The organism is Alcaligenes sp. LTN-3 (assembly GCF_059735605.1).
Genome location: NZ_JCAPDN010000001.1, coordinates 630838 through 653655, shown reverse-complemented (window position 1 = coordinate 653655; position 22818 = coordinate 630838). Strand labels below are relative to the sequence as shown.

Genomic DNA, 22818 nt, shown 5'->3' with positions numbered 1-22818 from the left:
AGGCGAGCTGGTCACAATTTCGCCCCCGATCGTGACAAGCAGCCCCCTCTCCAGCACAAGCGATAAATGTTTCTGAATGCAATGTTCCGGCAATACCCATCCCCCATGATCTAGGATCTTCCAACAAAATCTCCCAACGGACCATGAACCTCGCTTATTTGCATTCTCTTGTCCCCGCCCGGCAACAGCTCTTGCGCGCCCTGGGCATCGCTCTGCTGCCCTTGGTCTTGGCAGCCTGCGACAGTGGCTCCAGCACAGGTGGCAATCCGTCCCCCGAAGCCCCCGTCGTCGCGCCACCTGTCACTGAAGAGCCGGAACCACCCCGCAACACGGCCTATCTGGACAGCAAAGCAGGCGATGTCATCAAGGTCCGCATAGAAGAACTGCATCCCACCCAGGCGGCCATTGGCTACGATCAGGTCTACTACAAGCTGGGACGCTGGCAAGGCGATCTGGACCGCCCTACCTGGGCCAACAATCCCGCACAGCACCTGGACTACCTGAATCGCACCATCGGCAAGAAATTTGATGACTACTGCGAGGATATGGGCGGTACCGAGCGCGCCCAGAAATTCCTGACGATCGCTGAGGCGCAAGCGGCCCGCCTGGACCAACCCACCACGTATCTGTGTAAAGACCCGTTGGGCTCGCAAACAGAAAACCTTAAAACCGTGGTCGTAGGCTGGGACGGCAATCTTTACCTGACCGATGGCCACCATACTTTCTCCTCCTTGCGCGAGATCCCTGACGGCGGCCCCAAACTGCCCGTCTGGGTCAAAGTCAGCGCCAACTACAGCGATATCCGCGAGGCCTCTGCCTTCTGGGAGCGCATGAGCAAAGAAAAACTGGTCTGGCTGCGTGATGGTAAAAACCAAACTATTACCGTCGAACAACTGCCCACTCGCCTTGGCCTGGCCAACGAAAAAGAAGCCGGTGGCATGCAGGAAGATCGCTATCGCTCCCTGGTGTACTTCACCCGCGACATTGCCTATAGCAACGGCAACCTGCCTGAATACGCCGAATTTCTGTGGGGCGACTGGCTACGTCGCCAGGCTTCAGAGGGCCAATTGGCCAAGCTGGACGACTACGTGATGGCTCCACCCGCCACACCGGTGCAGATTCTGGCCGCCAGCACGCTGAACAAGGCCTTGAAGCCCGGTGGTTCGGACGACAGCTACGCGGCTGCCGTGCGTGATGCCTCCCTGAAAATGACAGCGCTGAAAGACACGGATCTGGTCTTCGAAAACCGTGATGCAGCAGCGCTAGGCCGCATCGTCCTGGAAGCCGACGCTGCCAGTGACTCCGACACTAAAACAGCGCGCGACACCCTGGAAGAACTGCCACGCAACGACGTCAAATCTGACGGTAGCCCACGTGGTGCAGGAAAACTGTGGTTTGCAGTGAACTACCGCAATTGCGGCAAGCCTGCAGCGGGAACTTGCTGGGGGTGGTAATCACGCTACTCAGGACTTGATTAAACAAAAAGCCCGCAATGCGGGCTTTTCTTACAGCGACACCTTGTCTACGTTTCTATTGCGCAACCCTACCGAGCACAATTGCATAACTACCTTGCACCGCAGCTTGAACTGACACGTCAGACAACTGGAGTGTCATGTGTTTGCCTTTATGAAGCGACAGCCTATCAGCAACAAACGCTTTCCCATCAGCAAACACGGAGTAAGCTACCAAAGGCTGATCCTGATTAAGGTCATTTGTGACCTTAATCGAAAAACTCATCACCAAAGCACTTGCGGCGACCTTCCCTTTCGTGGCGGACTTAATACGCTCTTTAATTTGAGTAGGGATAACCAAGCCGAGCAACATATTCTCATGGGAACGGAAATTGATATGTTCCTCAGAAAACAGCTTATCGCTACCAGCGGTATCCAAGGCAACAGGCAACTCAAATCGGGCATAAGAATTCATTCGCTGCTGATAGCATTCCATATACTTTGCATCTTTGAATATGCCAGGAATAGCTTGCTGAGCTTCCAGCAGGGAATTAGAGGGCTTGCGAGAATCTTCATAATGATTGCAAGCACTAACCTCGACCGTCAGTTCACCGGGCAGCATCTTGCCTGCACCACCCTCAAGCTCACTAAGTTTGATTTCGGTGCTGATATTCGTTTTACACGCAGCCAATAATGCAAGCAACGCAATTGCCCCAACCTTTACAACACGCATCTCACGGCTCCTCAGTTTCTTGTAATTCATTGAATACCCGCCTCACGACTTGGACGGTGTTCCCACTTAATCCTTCACCAGATGCCGCACGTGCAGCATGCGCCCTATCTTGCCAAGAAAAACACAAGAACTAATATCGCGATCAGGACAATAATGCCAGACATCACTTGCTGCGATTTAGCACCTTCGGCTTCAATAGCCTCTGCCTGGGCAAGTTTTTCAGTTGCACTTTGGTTAGCCATGGCTGTCTGCGCATTTAACTCTTCAATGTAAAGCGCCTCAAAGGTTTCTCTATCTTCTTCTGGAAGCGACAAAAGATAGGCTTGGACCTCATCCTGTAAATCCAGGCTCAATTGATGGATATTACGATCCTGCGCCAATCCCTCGGATAGCGCATCAGAAAACTCTTCTGCTTTTTTTCGAGCTAACGGTCTCAATCGCTTGATTAACTCTACATCCACGCTGTCCACTACTGCTCTCCAGAACAATAATCAAAATCGCATGCTAGCAGATTAAAGAGAGACAAAGCTCAAAAATAACTTCTGCAGAATCTGTTGAGGAAAATTTTGGGAATCAACGAAGAGCACTATTCCGTTCATTCTTGTATCAGAGCAGAAAAGAATCGCAAAATAAGCGAGGCCGATGTGCCAAGAAAATAACTTTTAAATGTGCACTCACTTTTTATTTTAGTGAGTACTCTGCTCATACCAGAAACAGAACTAGAACTGCCGGCAGAGCACGCTCGCAAGCACACAGACGAGAAGAGGGAGAAGCTCGTGGAAACAGAATTCCCCGCAGCAATGAAAAAAGGCCTACAGCAAAAATGCTGTAGGCCTTTTAAAATCTGGTCGGAACGGAAGGATTTGAACCTTCGACCCCTTGCACCCCATGCAAGTGCGCTACCAGGCTGCGCTACGCCCCGAAAGAATTAAACTATAACCCTGCTCTACCTTTCTTGCAAGTGTTTTTTAGATTTTTTCTTTCGATTTGAGATTATTGATAGTCAATCCCGGCACCGATTGAAATTCACACTTGTCTGAACAGGCGGTCTGATTTTCAAAGCTTGTTTTACCGAGCTAATCTGCATCAAAACCGTGAAGGCAGGAGTATACCTACTTGGGTAAAAAATGCAAAGCTATTGTGAATAGGCCCGCCCTTCTGATTGCATGATTCGCCATTGGGACAGGCTGGGGCCACCGGGATACAGCAGGCGCTCTGCCGGTAAACGCTCCCATGGCAAGTCTGTCGTGCGCATGGAAACTCCTCCCGGTGCTGCTCCGACAATGATGCGGTCGCTAATGCTGCCAAAGTCCGCTCTGAAGTGCACGGCGCTTTTCAGAACCAGTACCTTCATCTGCTCCGGCTCGATACCCACAAAACGGAACATGCTTTGATCCGCCATTTGCGACTTGTAGGAGGCCAGAACGATGCGCACGCCCTCTATACGCAAACAGGCGCTGGCCCCCAGGTTCATGGCACAGCCTGCGTAGTACGGGCCGGTGGCGCGGAACTGGCCATCGGATACGGACTCGATATAAAAGCGTGCATGCAAGGGTATATCGCCGGGGACACCGGATTTACCGCCCAGAGACAGCTCAATGGTTTTACCGGCCCCTGCCTGGTGCACCAGAGCAGCGCTTTCCGGGTCCACGATCAAGCCTAAAGCAGCATCCGATACCTTGGCTTTCAGCAAGGCGCGCAAGAGACCACAGGTATCGGAGCTGGCGCCGCCACCGGGATTGTCGTGAGCATCGGCAATGATCACCGGGCCTTTACCGGGGTGACTCAGCGCCCATTGCACGGCTTCGTCCGGTTCATAAAGCTTGCCTTGAAAGCCTTGGGCTTTATCAAGCACCTCATCCAGAAAGTCTGCCAAACGGCTATCGGCTTCTTCCTGTGTCTGGGCGTAGGCCCACAAGACCGCTCCGCATTCCGGCACGTCCGCAGCAGGAAAGCCCATGGCGAACGACACGCTCCCCTCGCCTTCTATTTCTTCCAGCGATGACAAGTGACGGTACAGGCTGGCCGCCGGTTCCATCTCGGTGCTTTGCCAGACCGCCGGGATCAGAAAAGGCAATCGATGCCAGGCCAGCTTCGGGCGACGACCGCTTTGCAGACATCGCATCAGCGCCTGGAAAGTACGCTCGCCCGTTTGTCCCATATCCACATGCGGGTAAGTTTTGTAAGCCACCAGCATGTCGGCCTGCGCCAGCATGGTGTCGCTGACATTGGCGTGCAAATCCAGACTGGCGACCACCGGCACATCCGGTCCCACCATCTCGCGCACCAGAACCAGCAAATGCCCTTCCCCATCATCGCGATGCTCGGCCACCATGGCGCCATGTAAATCCAGATACACCGCATCCACGGGCAGAACTTGCTCCAGGCGGTACAGAATCTCCGCCACGATTGCCTCGTAAGTCATTGCCTCGACGGGCGCGGAGGGACTGGCGGCGGCCCACAGTAGCGGGACGCACTCGACCCCGGCTTGTGCGGCGGCGGCCATAAACCCGGCTGCCGGAATATTGGCCCCACGCAAGGCAGGCTCGATGGCCTCGGCTCGGCACATCCCTGGCCAGCCGCCCCCATGCTCAAAGTCCGCCATCGTGGCCATGGCCGGGCCAAAGGTATTGGTCTCGTGCTGAAAACCCGCTACTGCAATACGCATCACTTGTCTCCGATTGCTCTTACGCTTGTCCTGCCAGTTGGATACACAGCTGTTCGTAAATGTCCTTGGCCCCCAGAACATCGTCGATCGCTACCGACTCATCAGCCGTATGTGCCTGTGCTTCCTCGCCCGGTCCCAAGCCGATAGTGGGAATGCCACGTCGTCCGGCAGACTCGGAACCATTGGTGCAAAACCACCAGGTATCCATTTCCACCACACGCCCGGCTTGCTGAACCGCTTGCACCATGGCTTGGGCCAACGGTGCGGACTCATCCAGCCGCCAGGCGGGCAAGTCCCGCTCCGGGCTGGCCTGCTGACCTGTATAGGTTTGTACCTGACTGTCCACCAGTTCCAGCGAAAAACCCTCCACACCGGCACCCTGCAAGCATTGCTCCATTTGTTTCAACACCGATTCGCTGCTTTCACCCACCAGCGTGCGGCGATCAAAACGTACCGTAACGGACGAAGGGATCAGGGAAATGGAAGGATGCGGGTCGGAAATAATGTCAGTAGGCACCAGCAAGGCTTGGCCCACTTGCGCATCCTTGGGCAAATCCAGCGTTTGCAAAGCAGAAATAGCCTTGGCTGCCGCCTGAATGGGATTCACCCCCAGATGAGGCAAGGCCGCATGGGCTGGACGGCCTTGCAAGCGCAACAGAATCTCCTGTCGCCCTTTCTGGCCCACCATGATGCGCAAACGCGATGGCTCACAAATCACCACAGCAGCCGGCGTGCATTGCTCCAGAGCGTGGGACAAGGCATAGCCTTCAATCACCTCCTCCATCACGCTGGCAGACACGGCAATACGCTGTTTCAAGGCACCACGACGAGCCGCTGCTGCCGCGCCACACAGGGCGGCGGCCAAACCTGCTTTCATATCACTGGTGCCGCGCCCATACATGCGGCCATCCTTGATCTGCGCCCCAAAAGGCTCAACCGTCCAGGTTCCGGCGATAGGCACCACATCCATATGGGCATCAAACAGCAGGGCCAGCGGAGCCTGGGCCGGGCCGACAAAGCCCAGCACCGACCCCTTGTCGTCCACACTAATCTGGTCAAAACCCAACTCCCGCATGACTTGCTGCACAAAGTCCGCCATGGCCTGCTCTTGCCCGGACAAGCTGGGGATACGCACAAAGGCTTGCGTCAGGCTGACCGCATCCCAGACCAGGTCCATTTTTGTATGTTCGTTCACGCCCATGGCACCACCGCTCCACGTTGCGAGCTGATCAGGCCATACGCTTCTGGCCGACGATGACGCTCAAAGTTGAAGGTCGTACTCTTGTAGGAATGGCACAGATCCAGATCGCAACGGGCAATCGCCAGCTCGTCACCCTTGGTCGAGCAAGCCGCGACAATCTCCCCAGACGGCGCAATGATGGCACTGCCGCCAATCATCTCGATGCCCTCTTCACTCCCCGCCTTGGCCACCCCCACCACCCAGGTGCCGTTCTGATAGGCCCCGGCCTGCATCACCAAATGGTTATGGAACATGGACAGATCGTCGTGCTCCGGTGCGGGCGGGTTGTGTACCGGGGTGTTGTAGCCCAGCATGACCATTTCCACGCCCTTCAAACCCATGACGCGGTAGGTTTCTGACCAGCGCCGGTCGTTGCACAAGGCCATGCCCATCACGCCCCCGAAGGCCGACCACACACCGAACTCGTGACCAGGCTCGAAGTAGTATTTCTCCAGATGTTGGAATGCACGCCAAGGCTCGTCCTGGCCGTGACCGGGCAAATGCACCTTGCGATATTTGCCTACGATCGTGCCGGTTTTATCGACCAGAATGGATACGTTGAAGCGACGCTTTACGCCGTTTTCAATGACCAGTTCGGCATAGCCCAGGTAGAAACCAATCTGCAATTTGGCAGCGGCATCAAACAAAGGCTGGGTGTCCGGACCCGGCATCTGGGTTTCATAAAAACAATCAAAATCGGAAATATCCTCGCTGAACCAGCGCGGGAAAAACGTGGTCAGTGCCAGCTCGGGAAACACCACCACATCAACATCCATTTTCTTGGCCTGATGCAAATGGGCCAGCAAGCGGTCAACCACCTGTTTTTTAGTTTCGCTGCGTGCGATAGGACCCAACTGAGCCGCTGCTACATTGACAAACCTGGACATGAGATTTGAACTCCATCAACAATTAAGATCCGCCCTAAGCGGGATTCGATACGCCCTGCCGCCCTCCAGCAGCAGGATTTAGCTCTGCACAATCAACACAGCCCCAACAGCCGTGTTAATCAGGCATAAGCACAAAAATTCTGAAAATCCCAATGCACGCCGGGTGCGGATTCCACCAGTTCACGGGTGTAAGCCTGGCTAGGCTGGCTAATGACACGCCCTGGGTCCCCGGCCTCCACAATCCGGCCCTTTTGCATCACCACAATGCGGTCAGAAATCTGCGCGGCAACACGCAAGTCATGGGTAATGAACAGGATGGCAACGCCGGTTTTGCGCTTGATGTCCACCAGCAACTTGAGCACCTGTTCTTGAACCAGCACATCCAGCGCCGACACGGACTCATCCGCAATCAGTACATCCGGCTCCATCACAATGGCGCGGGCCAGACACAGTCGCTGCCGTTGGCCGCCCGAAAACTGATGCGGATAGCGCTCCAGCACATCCGCGTCCAGGCCTACAATGGACAAGACCTCGGTCACGCGTTCGATAGCGACTTTAGGATCGACACCAATGTTGTGCATGCCCTCTGTCAAAGACTGGCCGATCGTCACGCGGGGATTCAGCGAGCGATACGGGTCCTGAAACACGATCTGCACTTTGCGCCGCTGCGCCAGGCTGCGGTCCTTGCAGGCGGCGGGCAAGGTTTCACCGTTCAGAGTGATCTGCCCCGAGCTGGCCTCAACCAGGCCAATAATGCAGCGGGCCAAGGTGGACTTGCCCGAGCCGGACTCCCCCACCACGCCCAGCACTTCATCACGACGTATATCCAGATTGATGTCGCTGAGCGCGTGCATCTTGCGCCCCTTGGAGAACCAGCAATCCGAGCCGTAAACCTTGCCCAGACCACGGGCGCTGAGCACGATCTCGTTTTGCACTTCCTCTTTTGCAGGCGGATGTACGTTGGGAACAGAAGCAATCAGGGAGCGGGTATAGGCTTCTTTGGGGTTGGACAGAATCTGCTGACACGTGCCCATCTCCACACTATCGCCACGCTTCATGACCAGAATCCGGTCGGCAATATCCGCCACCACACCAAAGTCATGCGTCACAAAAATCACCGAGGTACCGCATTCGCTTTGCAGTTCCTTGATCAGACTCAGAATCTGCTTTTGCGTGGTCACGTCCAGTGCCGTGGTGGGTTCATCCGCAATCAACAAGCGCGGCTGCAAGATCAAGGCCATGGCAATCATGATGCGCTGGCGCTGACCACCGGACAGCTCATGCGGATAGGCCATGAAGAGCTTTTCCGGCTCCGGTAAACGCACGCGCTCCAGCATATTGATCACACGTTGGCGGCGCTCCTGCCGGGAGCTGTTCTTTTCGTGAATACGGATCACTTCGTCAATCTGCTCGCCCACCCGTTGCACCGGGTTCAAGGCTGTCATGGGTTCCTGAAACACCATGGACATGGCCGAAGCCCGCAAGGACAGCAAATGCTCCTTGTTCATGGTCAACAGGTTCTCGCCCATCAGCTCGATGCTGCCCTGGCTGACACGCAAGGTATCGGGCGGCAGCAAGCCCATGATGGCAAAGGAAGTCAAGGATTTGCCCGAGCCGGATTCGCCCACAATGCACAAGGTCTCGCCTGCGTACACATCGAAGCTAAGCTTGTTCACTAACTGGCGGGGTTGAGCCGCTTTGGTTTCAATGCACAAGTCCTTCACTGACAAAACACATTGGGGTTTGGTCGTAGAGGTATTCATTGTTATGTCTCCTGCCCTCGTCACTTACAGCCGTGTGACCAGCTTGGGATCCAGAGCATCGCGCAAGGCGTCGCCCAGGACGTTGATACTGAGAATGGTGATGGACAGCACAATGCCGGGGTACAGCACGATGCCGGGAATCAGCTGAAAATACAGGCGACCTTCAGCGATGATGTTGCCCCAGGAGGCCATCTCGGGAGGGATGCCCGCCCCCAGGAAACTCAAGATCGCTTCCAGCAGCACCGCCGAGGCAAACACATAAGTGCCCTGCACAATCAAGGGTGCGAAGGTGTTGGGGAACATATGGCGCGACAAGATCACGTAAGCCGAAGTCCCTACCGTCATGGCCGCTTCCACATACGGCTCGGAACGCACGCTAAGAATCACGCCCCGTACCAGCCGCGTCATGCGAGGAATCTCCGGGATAGCAATGGCGATCAGCACTGTGGTCAGGCTGGCACCGGACACCGACACCAGCGCAATGGCCAGCAAGATGCCAGGGATGGCCATCACACCATCCATCACTCGCATGATGACGGCATCCAGACGGCGGAAGTAACCCGCCAGCGAACCCAGAATCACGCCAAAGAACACGCTGATGGCCAGGACACCGAACCCCACCATGAAAGACACTTGCGCCCCGTACACCACACGGGAATACAGGTCCCGGCCCAGCGCATCCGTCCCCAGCCAGAATTGCTCGGAAGGCGGTTGCAGGCGAACGCTGGGGTCCAGTTGAGTGGGATCTTGCGTGCCCAGAAAGGGAGCAAAAATCGCCATCGCGGCCATCAGGATCAGGAACAGCAAGGCGGCACGGGCCGAATGGCTGGCGACCACTTTCTTCAATTTGTTGAGCTTTTGCATATTGTTCTACCTGTAAAAAGCGAGGGCTCAATAATCGATACGGGGATCGACCAGCATGTAGGAGATATCAATCAGCAGATTCACCCCTACATACACCAGCGAAAACAGCACGATCAGGCTCTGAATCACCGTAAAGTCGCGGGACAGCACCGCATCCAGCACCAAACGTCCCAGCCCCGGAATGTTGAAGACCGATTCCGTGACCACCACTCCGCCGATCAACATGGTGATGCTGATGCCGATAATCGTCAGGATAGGAACCGCCGCATTGCCCAGGGCGTGACGTGTCAGAACACGACGCTCGTTCAGGCCCTTGGCACGGGCGGTGCGGATGTAGTCCTCGTTCAAGGTATCGATCACACTGGTGCGCACAATGCGGGTAATCAGGGCGATATACACCGTGCCCAGGGACACCGCAGGCAGAATCAAATGTCGCAGGTGTTCCCACAGGCCTTCACTCAAGGGCTTGTAGCCCTGTACCGGCAACCAGCGCAGCTCCAGCGAGAACAGCAGGATCAACAAGTAAGCCACGATGAATACCGGCACGGAAAAGCCCGCCACCGACCCTGCCATCACAAAGCGATCCAGAGACTTGCCTCTATACCAGGCCGAGCACACCCCCAGCGGAATGGAAATGGCCAGGGTGTAGGCCAGAGTCAACAAGGTCAGTGAAACCGTAGGACCCAGACGATCCAGCACCAGATCCTTGACCGGGCGGCTGGAGATCAGGGACGTGCCAAAGTCCCCTTGCACCATGCTGCCCAGCCACTGCACGAACTGCACCGGCACTGGCTGGTCCAGCCCCATCTGATGACGGATTTCTGCAATCTGTGCATCCGTCGCGTTATCCCCCGCCACCAGCACCGCGGCATCGCCATGTGTCATGCGCAAGACCACAAAGATCACCAGCGCCACAATCAGCAATACCGGGATGGTGGCCAGTACGCGCTTGAAAATAAGCCCAATCATCGCTTCTCCACATTCCAGAAGACCGGAACCGGGGTTTGCAGAAAGCCATTCAGGTTCTTGCGCATGGCGCTAACCATCTTGAACTCGCCAAGGGGGACGATCACACCTTCATCCATGATGTGTTTTTGCAGATCCGTGGCCAAACGACCCAGCTCGGACTCGCCACTGGAGCGGGCAAATTCCATGCGTGTCTTTTCAATGGCAGGAACATCCGGCCAGCCAAACCAGGCCTTGTCGCCATTGGAGGCCACCGCCATGAAGCTCAGCGGATTGCTCACGTCCACCAGCCCCGAATAAGTGGTGATGATGCTCCAGCCGCCCTCTTGCACGGGACGCTTGGAGGTGCGGCGGGTCTGCACGGTTTGCCAGTCCATGGCTTCCACATTGACGGTGAACCCGGCATTGCGCAGTTGCTGGGCAATCACCGGCACCACGGGCGAAGTCAGGAAGTCGGTGGGATGCAGCAAGACCACGGGCTCGCCCTTGTAACCGGCCTGCTCCAGCAGTTTTTTCGCACCGGCGGCATCCCCCTTGAAGTAGGCCTCAGAACCGGCTTGTGACGGGAATACGCTGTGGCAGCCAAACACCGCCCCACACGTTTCAAAGTATTCCGGGTTGCCGACCTGCGCCTGCATCAAGGGCTTCTGGTTCAGCGCCATCATGGCGGCCTGACGTACTTGCTTGTTATTGAATGGCGGCTGCAGGAAGTTAAAACGCATCTCGGTCTGCGCGCCCCGAGCCGTGGAAGCATTCAGCATAATGTCCGACTCGTTTTGCAGCAGGGGCAAAAGGTCCAGCTGAACCTGATCGATCACATCAATCTCGCCACTGCGCAGCGCGTTCACCCCGGTCATGGCATCCGGCATGGCGACCCAACGCACACGGTCTACCTTGACCTGCTTGCCACCTGCCAGGCCGCTGGCAGGCTCATTACGGGGTACGTAGTCCGGGTTTTTCTCGAACACGGCCTGCACACCTGGGCGGTATTCCTTCTCCACAAATCGGAATGGGCCCGAACCCACGGTAGAAGTAATCGCCTGGCTAACTGGCGTGCGTGCCACCTCCTTGGGCATGACGAACAACGGCAAGGAGCTGGGCTTGCCCATGGCGCGCAGGGCAATATCGGTCGGGAAGGAGAACTGCATCACAAAAGAGCGATCATCCACGACTTCCATCTTGGTCAGAAACTCCGTCATGATCTGGCCCATCTTGTCCAACTGAATCCAGCGCTTGATGGACTCGACCGCATCTTCAGCCGTGACGGGCGAGCCATCATGCCAGCGCAGGTTTTCACGCAAGGTCATGGTGTAGGTCTGGCCGTCCTCGGACACTTTCCAGCCTTCCAGCATCTGAGGCTTGACCTGCCCCTGCGCATCTTCTGCCAGCAAGGTGTCGTACACCATATAGCCGTAGTTGCGCACAATGTAGGAGGTGGTAATGACCGGGTCCAGGGAGCGCAAGGGCGCCTCCATGACGGCGGTCAGCGTGGTTTGCGCACTGACCGCCACGGGGGCAATAGCGGTGATGGCAAGGGCAGCCCAGACGGCAGTTAAGGTTTTGGCAGGACGCAAGCGGTCCTTAAGCAGGTTGCTCATGTTTTGTCTCTCCAGGTAGTTAAAAGCGGTCCGCCTTTGCTCTTGTGGCGGCGGTCCCGTCATCGGGGGGGTTACTGCTTATTCACGGGCCAACTCCACCAAGGTCGATAGCAAAATCGAACATCCCGCTATCAGGTCTTTGTCGTGGGTAAACTCTGCCGGGTTGTGGCTCAGGCCACGCACACTCGGTACAAAAATCATGCCTGTGGGGCAGGAACGCGCCAGCATCTGCGCATCGTGTCCGGCACCGCTGGGCATGCGCTTGACCGAGCAGCCCAGATCCTTAGCGTGTTGCTCGACCTTGCTGATCAAGCGTTCATCAAACTGCACAGGATCAAAGCGGGCCAGATGGCGATGCTTGATCTGCACACCCTCACGCTCGGCCGCCTGCCGGGCGAAATCCAGCACCTCCTGCTCGGCCTGATCCAGGCTGGCCTTGTCCACATTACGCAAATCCACAGTAAACACGGCTTTACTGGGGATCACATTGACCAGATTCGGAAACAGCTCGCAGCGCCCTACCGTGCCCAATTGCGGCGGGCCGTAGCGCTCAGTCAGCTGACGCACAAAACTGCCAATCTGCTGAGCCACCACACCGGCATCGTGACGCAGGTGCATGGGCGTGGTGCCCGCATGGTTGGAGACACCTTGCACCTCGAACTCCAGCCAGCAAATCCCTTGCACACCAGTCACCGCACCGATATCAATGCTTTCATGCTCCAGAACCGGACCTTGCTCAATATGCAGTTCCATATAGGCATGCACATCAGGTTGGCCGCAAGGCACGGAACCGGCGTAGCCAATACGTTCCAGGTTCTCGCGCACGGTGCTGCCATCAATGCCCACGGTGTCCAGCGCCTCTTGCAAGGACAAGCCACCTTGAAACACCAGGCTGCCCATCATGTCCGGAGCAAAGCGCGCGCCCTCTTCATTGGTAAAGGCCACCACTTGCAAGGGACGATCCAGCTGCACGTCGGCATCATTCAAGCTGGCCACCACTTCCAATCCAGCCAGCACACCCAGATTGCCGTCGTAGCGTCCACCGGTACGCACGGTATCAATGTGCGAGCCCGTCATAACCGGCGCCACATCCAGACGGCCAGCGCGTGTCCCGATAATGTTGCCGATCTGATCGATCTCCACACTCATGCCCAGATCACGCATCCAGCTGACCACCTGATCGCGGCCTGCCTTGTCCTCGTCCGTCAGGGCCAGTCGACAGACGCCGCCCCCATCGATCGCACCAATCTGCGCCAACTGCGCAATACGCTGCAGCAGGCGTTCGCCATTAATGGCTAAACATGTGCTGGCTGGGCTGTTCATACCGGCTCCTGAGCCAGCACTTCTTTGGCGCTCATACCGACAATGCGCTGATACAGCTCTGCATCGGTATCGCCTTCGCTGGCAAAAAATAGGATTTGACTGTCTTCATCAATGCCCAAAGCCTGACGCCAGTCCGCTTGCTCGCACGCAGCCATGCAAGCAGCCACACCGGCTACAGCAGACTCACCCGCCACAATCGGCGCATCCCCTTTATCGGCACGGGCCAGACGGCGCATGGTTTGCAAGGCGGCATCGTCTTCCAGCGTCATATAGGCATAGGTGCCAGGGTCCAGAATTTCCCAGGCCAGCAAGGAGATTTCGCCGCAAGCCAGACCGGCCATCACCGTGTTCAAATCGCCAGTGACCGTGACAGGTTTACCTTGCACAGCACTTTGGAACAGGCAATCGGCCTTGTTGGGCTCAACCACAATCAGACGAGGACGCTGGGCACCCAGGCGCTCCCACATATGAGCGCACACCGCTGCCGCCAAACCACCCACACCACCTTGAATAAAGACGTGGCTGACAGGTTTGCCCGCACCGATCTGGTCCAGGGCTTCCTGCACCATAACGGTGTAGCCCTGCATCACATCCTTGGGCACATCCATATAGCCAGGGTAGGACGTATCGGACACCACAAAATAACCATGCTCTTTGGCATCTTCAGCGGCCTGACGCACCGAGTCATCATAATTACCGGGCACGCGCACCACCTTGGCCCCGTAAGAGGCAATGGCCTGCTCACGACCCGTACTGACGTGTTCATGGATATAGATCACGCACTGGCAACCGGCATTCTTCGCCCCCCAGGCCACCGAACGGCCATGATTGCCATCGGTCGCGCAAGTTACGGTCAAGCCAGCAATAAAGTCCTTGTAGGCAGGATTTTTCAGATCATCCAGCGTCAGGCTGGTATTGCCGGTATGGGCTTGCAACTGGCGCAACAGCAAACGGTTGACCGCATAAGCGCCACCCAAAGCCTTGAAGCTGCCCAAACCAAAACGACCGGCCTCATCCTTGTAGTACACCCCGCCCACCTTCATCTGCGCGGCCAGACCAGGCAAATGACGCAAAGGGGTAGGTGCGTAACCGGGCCACTGCACAATGCTGGCCTGAGCCTGCTCGAAGGCGGCTACCGACAAAATCGATTGCAAGGAAGCGTCGTATTCCTGGCTGTCCTGAACGCAACGAGGGTTCAGATACAGTTGCACCGCGCCTTGCTCCCGAACGGCATGTTTGTTCATGTCTGCTCCACTTTTATGGGTTTAATTATTGGACTTCAAGTCCTGAAAACTGCGATGGATGGATTCAATCTTCTGCAACTTGCGCGCAACCTGCGTCTCGGCCTGCAGGGCCACCCGGCTGACCAGATAATTGATCAGGCTGAGCGTGCCGGTATGCGAGTCAAACAAGTACTCCCCGCGTGTTGCCACCGTGAATGCTATGTCTTGCGAACGCAGCAAGGAGCTTTCCAGGCCATCCGTCAAAAAAGCCATCTGTACCGACTCGCCCCGCAGATGCTCCACCAAGGAAGGCAAAAGCACCGAGCGGCGACGAAAGTCCATCACGAGGGCCAGATCCCCTGCTTCCACATCAGCCAGTTGCTCGGTCAGATGAGCCACCGTGCCCACCGCCAGATGCACATCCGGGCGCAACTGCTGCAGTAAAGAGTGGGCGTAGCACGCCAGGATCTGGCCATTGCGGAAACCAAACACCCAGATGCGTCGTGCTTTCAGAGCGGCTTGGGTGAACTTATCCAGATGCTGTTCAGTGATGTTCTGGAAGGTGGTGGAAATGTTCTGTACGTCTGCATTGATAAACGGCGTCATATCGGCCTGAATACCGCTGCTGGACATGGAGTGCAAACGCTTGAAGGGAGCGCCGTCACCCATTTGCTCGCGGGCCGTGACCCGAAACTCGTTAAAACCGTTAAAACCCAAACGCCGGAAAAAGCGCACCGCGGTGGCCGCCGATACACCTGCTTTCTCGGCCAGTTCCTGAGCGGAGTAAGTCGCCAGCTGCCCCATATGAGACAGGACCACATCGGCCAAACGCCGCTCCGCACTGGGCAGGACATCGAGAATATCCAGGATCGAATCTTTGATGACCATGACACAACCTAAAATTGAAATTTGTTTTTCATATAATACTTAATAAAATTTAAATTTCAATTATGGACGCGATGATTTGGCTCCGTATTTACCCTTGGGGATGAAAAAAAAGGAAGAACCGGGCGGGCTATCCTTGGTCAAGAACGGCTTTAAATAAGGATCTCAAAGAGAAACAAGGGATAAACCCTTGCTTGAATAAATTTCTGCATCCTGACGATGAAAGCATAAAACCCATTATGAAATTTAAATTTCATAATGGGTTCTGGTAAGAGAAATTTCAGCACAAGCGCCGCCTACAAAAGCCACAAAACACCTGTTCAGTGGGCCTATGCTACTGGCAGTAAAGACAAGCAACGCATAATCAGAATATCGGCCATGGACAGATTCCTGACCACACTTCGAGACCAGAGCGCATAAATCTGACAAGCCAGCATGGCATCCTCAATGTCAAGCGCCAGCAACTCACGCCGATACGCGGACGCCTCTTGCCAGGCTTGTCGCATCACGGCAGGTGATGTTGCCGACGAAAACACCGCGCACACACTCAATTCCAGCAACTCATCGGCCTCTGCACCAACGCAAACAGCAGCAACTGGCAGTGAGGCAATGCTTGGCCACAAGAGACTAAGGCTTAAGAGAAGCGGTACCCCCATTTTTAACGATCGTTAAAAATGGGAGGGTTACCCGATGACAAGTACTGAGACAGCTCACGCCACTCCTTGGCAAAGTAATAGCGCAGGAAACGCTGTTGAGCATGCCAGCGCACCCGTCTGAACAGACCGGCACCGGCACGAGCCTGACGATACGCCACAATATCGCGCCAGAGTTGGTCTGGTTCAAACCCGGTCCAGATTGAAGGGATGGGGGCAAGCGCATTGGAATAACAAACCGGCGCCACCCACTCGAACAAGGCCCTTTCTACATAGTGGGGCGAAAAGTGCTTAGCCACGTTCGCAATCGCCTGGTAATTAACCGGCCTGTCTACAAACAATTCCGACAAGGCCTCACACAACTGTTTATCGCTTGGCCGATCACCCAAGATGTAACTCCTTCTGTCCAGCCATTTCAATTTGAATTAAACCGGCCTCTTTCTTGAACTGGCCCCTACAAAACACTATGGTAGTGCGCGTTAACAAACTGACTGTGCAAGGAAATTGTTTTGCGTTTTGCCATTACCGCGACGTTAACCGTCTTGATGTTTGCCGGATGCTCTCCTGACGGGCCTGGTTCCAAGCTGACTTTTCACCCGGCTGACGGCGACGAACGGCGCTATCAGGTGTATACCGACATGACAGTAGATGTTCAGCGTGGCACACGCCAGCTTTCCGAGAGCATGTCCATCAAGATGCTGATGCATTACGGTGTGGAAGACCAATCCTCCACCTACAAGCTGAATGTTAGCCCGGAGTACATGCGCCTTAACTTCAAACATGGCGGTATGAGCAGTTTTGAACAGGGCGACTACGGCGAAAAAGAGCTGCGTACTGCCTTGAAAGAAGGCTACACCGTAACCGTCGATAAAGAAAACAACCAGTTGGTCGATGTCACGCTCAATACCTCCAGCCAGAAATTGAAAGCTGAGCTTAAGGCCACGTTGGATCACTTGCTCAATGATCAGTTATCTCGCCCAGGGCTCATGCATCAATTAGCGGTGAAAAAAGGGGCCTCGCAAACCATTAAAGGTCAAAACGGCCTTCCTGACATACGCATGACCGTCAAGGATTTTGACTCAGAGCTCGTTACGCTCGCGATTGCCGATACAAATCAGGACGAGACTGCGGACCCGCACACCCGTATTTTTGGCTATGCCGTCATTGAGCGCCAGACAGGTTGGCTGGTGCGCCAGGCGGTCGTCATGCACGTCCCCTTGCCCCCCGAACTGCGCGACAAGGGAACATTTAGGATTGTGTCCGCGATTTACCCCGAGAGCTGGCGCTTTAATCATGATCTGCAGTTTCTAGAAAATGCAGAGGGGTACGAGCTGATCACGCAGGAAAAAACAGACCCGCCCGTCCCCTCCCTGTCGTCCTCCACACAAGCCATGCTCAATACACAAGGCGTGCTGGACACGTACGACCAGCGCTTCTTGCTGCACTACGCGCATCTAGGCCTATCCCCTTACATGGTCGGTGAAATAAGCGCCAGCGACCTTGCCGCCTACGATGAAAACAATCAGGCCTTGGCTATCCCTTTCAAAGCTGCCGGCGCCTTCCAGCACCCTGGCCTGGACCATGATGATGCCGAAACCAGTCTTGAGATCCTGCCCCTAGGTTGGGATAAGACTGCCCAGGCTCTGGAAAAACTGCAATACATCGAAGCTACGCTTAACTACCACGCCACGGAGCATATTCAGGTCACCGTGCCGATCAAACCGGAAGGTTCACAGGTGGAGGTTGAAGGGGCCAAAGTCATCGTGCAACCCACAGATAATCCATATGAGTTCCTGATCCAACTGATACCAGGCGAGACCGGCTATTTTTTCCCTGATGTCACACAGATCGACAAAGGGGAATTACGCTACCCACATGACCAGACTGCGGCTGACTGGCTAAGCCTAGGCGAAAAACGCTTACTGGCCATTGTGTTGCAAGGACACCTGCCCCAAGAGCTCAAAGTCAAGTTTCTCGATACCTTGCCCGATGCCGTTGCGTTGACCTACAGAAACTACGCACCCGAGCCTATTGAAAGCAAGACGGTACGTTTTTACGATTTGAATCAGGCGCGTCCCGAGAACGCCGCTGCGCCCATCACCACACAGCTGCTGTTCGACTCTTTTCAACAAAACGATGAATTCAAAACTGCCACGCTAGAGAACTTGGCCCCCTTCAGCACCGATGCCCCAGACCTCTACGTCACGCTGACTCCCGAGCAAGCGGAGCTTTGTACGCTGCAAGAAACCAGTGGCCTGACAGAAAAAGGCACGCCCTTACATTTTGCGCCCCCTCCCACCGCTGACAACACAAACTATGGCGCTACGCAGCGAATGCCGCAGCAGTATGTCTATCAACTGCAAACCTCCGATCAGGCACGCCTCTACTTTTACGGCCTTAAGGCACACATCGCGCTCACCTGCCAAGGGACGCCCGTCTGGCAGCCACTACCGATCAACCTCCCTGAACTCAGTGTGCAAGTGCCCGCAGCCGCACTATTGGGAGAGGGCTGGGAGGAACACGCCCGCACACTTCCTATAAAGCGCTTTTTACGCCAATACCGCTTTCTCGATCAACAGGACAGGGTGTTGGCTATTACCGCCCCCCGATCCCAGCCTGCGGTCGGCAGTCCTCTGGGGGACAAACTGTTTGATTACGTGGATGAGTCCGGCCATATCCAGATTATGGGCCTCGTAAACCGTGTCGAAAAACTAGAGGCAACGGGCACCCCCATTACAAAAACCTGGCAACATCAATTCGAACCACTTCCCGATTTCAAGGCAATTGAAGAGGCCATCCAATGAGCTTGACCACCAGACTGGCCCCCACTCTAGGCTCCCTCACACTGACGGCACTAATGCTTCTCGCCTTGCCCAGCCACGCCGCCAAAAACGAAAGCAAACAAATCAAGACCGAATACGGTTTGGCAGAACAAGAAAAGTGGTTCCACGAAACCGGCGAACTGCATATTGTGCAGCTCACCTCAGTGGATAAGCGTTGGCAGCTGCACGAAGCCTACAACCCTCAGGGAACCTTGATCGAACGCTCTGAACACCTGGATAAGCAACGACACGGCTTATTTGTACAGCAAGCGTATGACTCTCTTGAGCACACCTCCTATCGGCACGGCAAACGTCATGGCCCCTACCACAGCTACGATCAAGCTGGCGAACCCATGTCCAGCGGTCACTACACCAATGACCAGAGGACAGGAAAATGGGTCAGCAAAAACTCATGGGGTCAGATCATTAGCCACTACAACCAGCAAGGTGAACTGCACGGCCAACAAACTGAGTTCGACGCCAATGGACAATTGTTAAAGCAATCAAACTATAAAAATGGGATGCTCCATGGCGAGTTCATCCGCTATGAGAACGGCCAACTTACAGAAAAAGGACACTATCAAAACGACCGACGGGAAGGCGAATGGATAGAAACCTACCCCTTGTCGACCCGTTACCAAGGTCAGTACCGTAACAGCTATCAGGTAGGGATATGGCACGGCTACTCGCAGCAGGGCTATCTGGTTGCCATCATCCCGTTTGACAATGAAGGGAACTACCACGGTGTACAGGTCAGGTTTCACGATAGCGGCGCCTTATCGGAAATAAGCCAATACCGTCACGGCAAGCGTCATGGCACGCAATGGGACTACCTGTTCGGCGCCCCCTATCGCCTGGAGAAATATCAAGACGGCAAACGCGTGGAGACCCGCGATCAAGGCGAGTTTAAGCGCAGCGACTTTCCCTAGACGCCTACTGACCTTGGCTTGTTTTCCCCGCATCCTCCACTGCGAAAAAGCAGCCCACCATCGCGTGGGCTTTTTTCAATCCATGCATAAGCAAGGTGACATTTGTGTGCTAACCACCCCCTCTAAGCGGCCGTCGAATGAACATTCGGTATAGACCTTCCCAACGCTTCAAGCTGGATTAAACCAAAGCGTAAAGACTACACTTATCCTTAAAATACAATGATTTACAAATTAACATGGTGAGCATTTCAACGATCAGCCTAGTATGAACGTAGACCTTCTCGATAACTGCTTGAAGGCGCTACTGGCGCTGTTGCTCAGACTCTCTGAGAGACATCCCGCCAGTCATGGCAGGAGTGCCTATGACACACAATCTCCGGTCCATAGGAAGAAAAGTTAACTTGCTTCGCTTCCCCCTTCTCTCGGCCACCGACCAAGCCGATCCCCCTATCCCAGACCCACGCGACAAACGTCCCGTCGAAATCGAACGGATCCACGAAGACGATCAAACACTACCTGCAAACGATGAGCCTATCGGCGACAAAAAACCTCGCACCCCACCACCAGCGCAAAACGACCCATCCATTTTTAACTCGCTCTGAGTGCTTTACCGCGCGGAACCCGCCGCAAGGCAAATACGTCGCTTTTGCAGACTTGCCCCAACGAGTCTGCAAATAGGACTGTCAAACCTCTCAGCGACGGCCCGCTTTCCTCAATAGATTTGCCCCTGGCGACGCTAACAACAACAAAACGTCCCACTACTAGGGTCAACGCCTGGAGTCACTCCCTTCAGGAGAAAAAAGTGCCCTATCAAGGCTCGCGTAATCTGTGCACTTTGTGCCAGCTTTTACCCTTATCCTCGTCACTCGGCCTCAAGCACGAATTCATGACGGTCGCTTGCCCCTCATCACCGGGCCATGGGGAAGCGAAAAAATCCTTATACCAATGCAGCAACTGCAAAACATTGTGGTTGTATGAACGCGATCCTTGGGGCGCTTGCCTGGGCTTTAAGTTATGGCCGGGCCTGTTACAGGATTTTTAAAGCTAGCGTGCAAGATATACGTGCACACACTAAACAGCAAAGCCTGCAATGATGACATTGCAGGCCCTTTCTGTGACAGGCTAAAAGAGAGTCATTCGAGTCTCCAGGGCTTATCTACCCCGCGCCGCGCCTCTTCCTGTGGGTTTATGATCATGAGCAGCACTGGCGCGCTTGATCCCCTCGTTGGAAGTCTGAGTTGGCCAACCCACTTGCGGTGGAGCAAGCTCAGACTTGCGTGTACTTGCCTTGTTAGGCGCTTTCCCTTTCTTGTCCATTGTGACCTCCATTGGTCAATGGCTACCCCAACAAATGTCAGGCCAGTAGTACAGGATAGGTCATAAACCAATAAATAGCTTGTTTATCTCCGCCTGGTGATCAATAAACAAAAACGCTCCTAAAGTAGCCCTGATTCCCGACGCGCTAAGAGATGGCGCCCCCACACTCAGTTACTCACGTAATTTTTTGTCCGTTTTGCGCCTATAGTTAGCGTTAAAGTCAGTAAAAGCCAAACGCAATGAGGCTCAATTTGTCGATGGCTAGCTCGCAAGAGCTGAGCTGCTACCTGTATCAACCTTCATAAAAGGAGCACTAGATGGGAAAGTGAGATCACGGCACGATGTGCACGATGCGTCGGACGTTCCCGCCCTCAAAGACGATGAGAGTGATGGCTATGTAGCAACGAACTCTTTGAAAATCATTCCACTTACGCTAGGTGAAAAAATGACTGATTCAACGACCATCCGTAAACTACTGATTACCTCAGCACTGAGCTTTGGATTAAGCGCAGGCGCCATAGCAGATGACAAGGCATCCCATCCAAATCTATCTGCAACACCAGAAAATGCAACGCTAGAGAAGAAAACGCCAGGGGAAGCAAACGCTCAGGAAGTGGCCAATTACAAGACGAATGCTGGAGAACAAGCCAACGATGAAGAAATTTCTAAACGAGTTAAAGCTGTTCTAGCACAAGACAAAGGACTGCAGGGTCAGAACATTACTGTCGAGACAAAAGGAGGCGTCACAATGATTGCCGGAACGGTCTCCAGTGAAGACGCCTATAAGAAAACCGTCGCGGCAGCTAAAAAAGTTGACGGTGTGACTAAGGTTGAAGCCACCGGACTGAGAGTAAAAAGCAACTAACTAAAAGGCGCACAGTAAAAACTGAGCGCCTCCTGACTCTTCCTTTCTTGTCCTCTAATTAACCCGAATGCGCGCGCTTGCCCGGATTTTTCTTGCTGCGGGTGTGCGCGCCACGCTCTTGGCTAACACGTTGGCCCCGGCTTTTTGTGCTTAGGGTGACACCCTTGGGCGCAGCGGGAGGAGGAGTACGCTTACGGTCGGCTTCAGTAACAATTTTGGTGCCCATGGAAATCTCTCCAGTTTGGTTAAATTTGATCTTGTTTCACGTTCGCTCGGTTTATTCTTGGCAGAAGGAACTAGGCAGGGGTATGCCCGGTAATGCCTTAACGTACATAGGCACTCCTGAAAGGTCGAATTACCACGGATAACCTGTCAGCTGGTCTAGCATAGCAGGCATTAGCCAAATCGGCTCAAACGGCTTCGTTAGACTCTTCGCAGTCCATCACGCATCCTAGGAGGCAGAGCCGCTGATTGCGCTTGCATCCTAGGCGCGCAAGCCCTAATCACCATAAGTTCGATCGCTGGTGATCCAACGCCTTAGGCTTGAAAGACCTACACCATGCACGTTCGCCAAAACTTTATGCCAACAGGTCCGGCCAGAGAGTGATCATCGATGCTGCGCGGGGCCATC

General features: G+C 54.9%; 19 protein-coding genes and 1 tRNA gene. 4 read left to right on the top strand and 16 right to left on the bottom strand.

The features are described 5' to 3' along the window. Positions 1–143: 143 nt before the first annotated feature. On the top strand, positions 144–1454 hold the full coding sequence (locus tag AC6I6N_RS03190) for a ParB/Srx family N-terminal domain-containing protein (protein WP_094196618.1): 1311 nt from the start codon (positions 144–146) through the stop codon (positions 1452–1454). Positions 1455–1530: 76 nt separating this feature from the next. Here the strand turns inward: AC6I6N_RS03190 and AC6I6N_RS03185 are convergent, their stop codons facing one another. The 15 genes from AC6I6N_RS03185 to AC6I6N_RS03115 form a co-directional block, all read right to left on the bottom strand. Next, on the bottom strand, positions 1531–2214 hold the full coding sequence (locus tag AC6I6N_RS03185; protein WP_094196617.1) for a DUF7424 family protein: 684 nt from the start codon (positions 2212–2214) through the stop codon (positions 1531–1533). Positions 2215–2288: 74 nt separating this feature from the next. Beyond that, a complete protein-coding gene (locus AC6I6N_RS03180; protein WP_086060527.1) occupies positions 2289–2654 on the bottom strand; it encodes a hypothetical protein in 366 nt (121 codons plus the stop codon). A gap of 375 nt (positions 2655–3029) precedes the next feature. Continuing rightward, positions 3030–3106, bottom strand: a tRNA-Pro gene (locus AC6I6N_RS03175). A 213-nt stretch (positions 3107–3319) separates the two neighbouring features. After that, entirely contained in the window at positions 3320–4852 is a 1533-nt protein-coding gene (locus tag AC6I6N_RS03170; protein WP_094196616.1) for a M81 family metallopeptidase, read from the bottom strand. Positions 4853–4871: 19 nt separating this feature from the next. Next, on the bottom strand, positions 4872–6053 hold the full coding sequence (locus tag AC6I6N_RS03165; RefSeq protein WP_094196615.1) for a YgeY family selenium metabolism-linked hydrolase: 1182 nt from the start codon (positions 6051–6053) through the stop codon (positions 4872–4874). Beyond that, positions 6044–6979, bottom strand: a complete 936-nt coding sequence (locus tag AC6I6N_RS03160; RefSeq protein WP_094196614.1) for an N-carbamoyl-D-amino-acid hydrolase — start codon at positions 6977–6979, stop codon at positions 6044–6046. The genes AC6I6N_RS03165 and AC6I6N_RS03160 overlap by 10 nt, the downstream gene beginning before the upstream one ends. A gap of 119 nt (positions 6980–7098) precedes the next feature. Then, the gene (locus AC6I6N_RS03155) at positions 7099–8742 is read right to left on the bottom strand and encodes a dipeptide ABC transporter ATP-binding protein (protein WP_249462335.1); all 1644 of its coding nucleotides are present in this window, start codon (positions 8740–8742) and stop codon (positions 7099–7101) included. Between the two features lie 24 nt (positions 8743–8766). Beyond that, entirely contained in the window at positions 8767–9606 is an 840-nt protein-coding gene (locus AC6I6N_RS03150) for an ABC transporter permease (RefSeq protein WP_094196612.1), read from the bottom strand. A gap of 27 nt (positions 9607–9633) precedes the next feature. Continuing rightward, entirely contained in the window at positions 9634–10575 is a 942-nt protein-coding gene (locus AC6I6N_RS03145) for an ABC transporter permease (protein ID WP_009454334.1), read from the bottom strand. Next, positions 10572–12170 (bottom strand): ABC transporter substrate-binding protein, encoded by a 1599-nt coding sequence (locus tag AC6I6N_RS03140; RefSeq protein ID WP_125276880.1) that lies wholly within the window; start codon positions 12168–12170, stop codon positions 10572–10574. Before AC6I6N_RS03140 ends, AC6I6N_RS03145 begins: the two co-directional genes overlap by 4 nt. Positions 12171–12248: 78 nt before the next feature. Next, positions 12249–13493, bottom strand: a complete 1245-nt coding sequence (locus tag AC6I6N_RS03135; RefSeq protein ID WP_086069504.1) for a Zn-dependent hydrolase — start codon at positions 13491–13493, stop codon at positions 12249–12251. Next, complete coding sequence (locus AC6I6N_RS03130; RefSeq protein ID WP_497943205.1) at positions 13490–14737, bottom strand: diaminopropionate ammonia-lyase; 1248 nt, start codon at positions 14735–14737, stop codon at positions 13490–13492. The genes AC6I6N_RS03135 and AC6I6N_RS03130 overlap by 4 nt, the downstream gene beginning before the upstream one ends. A 21-nt stretch (positions 14738–14758) precedes the next feature. Then, positions 14759–15604, bottom strand: a complete 846-nt coding sequence (locus tag AC6I6N_RS03125) for a MurR/RpiR family transcriptional regulator (protein WP_051316192.1) — start codon at positions 15602–15604, stop codon at positions 14759–14761. Positions 15605–15930: 326 nt separating this feature from the next. Continuing rightward, positions 15931–16224, bottom strand: a complete 294-nt coding sequence (locus AC6I6N_RS03120; RefSeq protein WP_427957228.1) for a hypothetical protein — start codon at positions 16222–16224, stop codon at positions 15931–15933. Positions 16225–16259: 35 nt separating this feature from the next. Continuing rightward, positions 16260–16643 carry a DUF7079 family protein gene (locus AC6I6N_RS03115; protein WP_497943204.1) on the bottom strand — a complete coding sequence of 128 codons (384 nt, stop codon included), beginning with the start codon at positions 16641–16643 and terminating at the stop codon, positions 16260–16262. 120 nt (positions 16644–16763) lie between these two features. Between AC6I6N_RS03115 and AC6I6N_RS03110 the strand changes: the two genes are divergently transcribed. From AC6I6N_RS03110 to AC6I6N_RS03100, 3 genes are all read left to right on the top strand, one after another. Next, positions 16764–19058 (top strand): hypothetical protein, encoded by a 2295-nt coding sequence (locus AC6I6N_RS03110; protein WP_497943203.1) that lies wholly within the window; start codon positions 16764–16766, stop codon positions 19056–19058. Beyond that, a complete protein-coding gene (locus AC6I6N_RS03105; RefSeq protein ID WP_249462321.1) occupies positions 19055–20005 on the top strand; it encodes a toxin-antitoxin system YwqK family antitoxin in 951 nt (316 codons plus the stop codon). The genes AC6I6N_RS03110 and AC6I6N_RS03105 overlap by 4 nt, the downstream gene beginning before the upstream one ends. A 1762-nt stretch (positions 20006–21767) precedes the next feature. Further along, positions 21768–22187 carry a BON domain-containing protein gene (locus AC6I6N_RS03100; protein WP_230018264.1) on the top strand — a complete coding sequence of 140 codons (420 nt, stop codon included), beginning with the start codon at positions 21768–21770 and terminating at the stop codon, positions 22185–22187. A gap of 58 nt (positions 22188–22245) precedes the next feature. On the opposite strand, the gene AC6I6N_RS03095 is transcribed toward AC6I6N_RS03100, so the two are convergent. Next, positions 22246–22413: a hypothetical protein gene (locus tag AC6I6N_RS03095; protein WP_164461337.1), complete on the bottom strand. Its 168-nt coding sequence runs from the start codon at positions 22411–22413 to the stop codon at positions 22246–22248. Between the last annotated feature and the right edge of the window lie 405 nt (positions 22414–22818).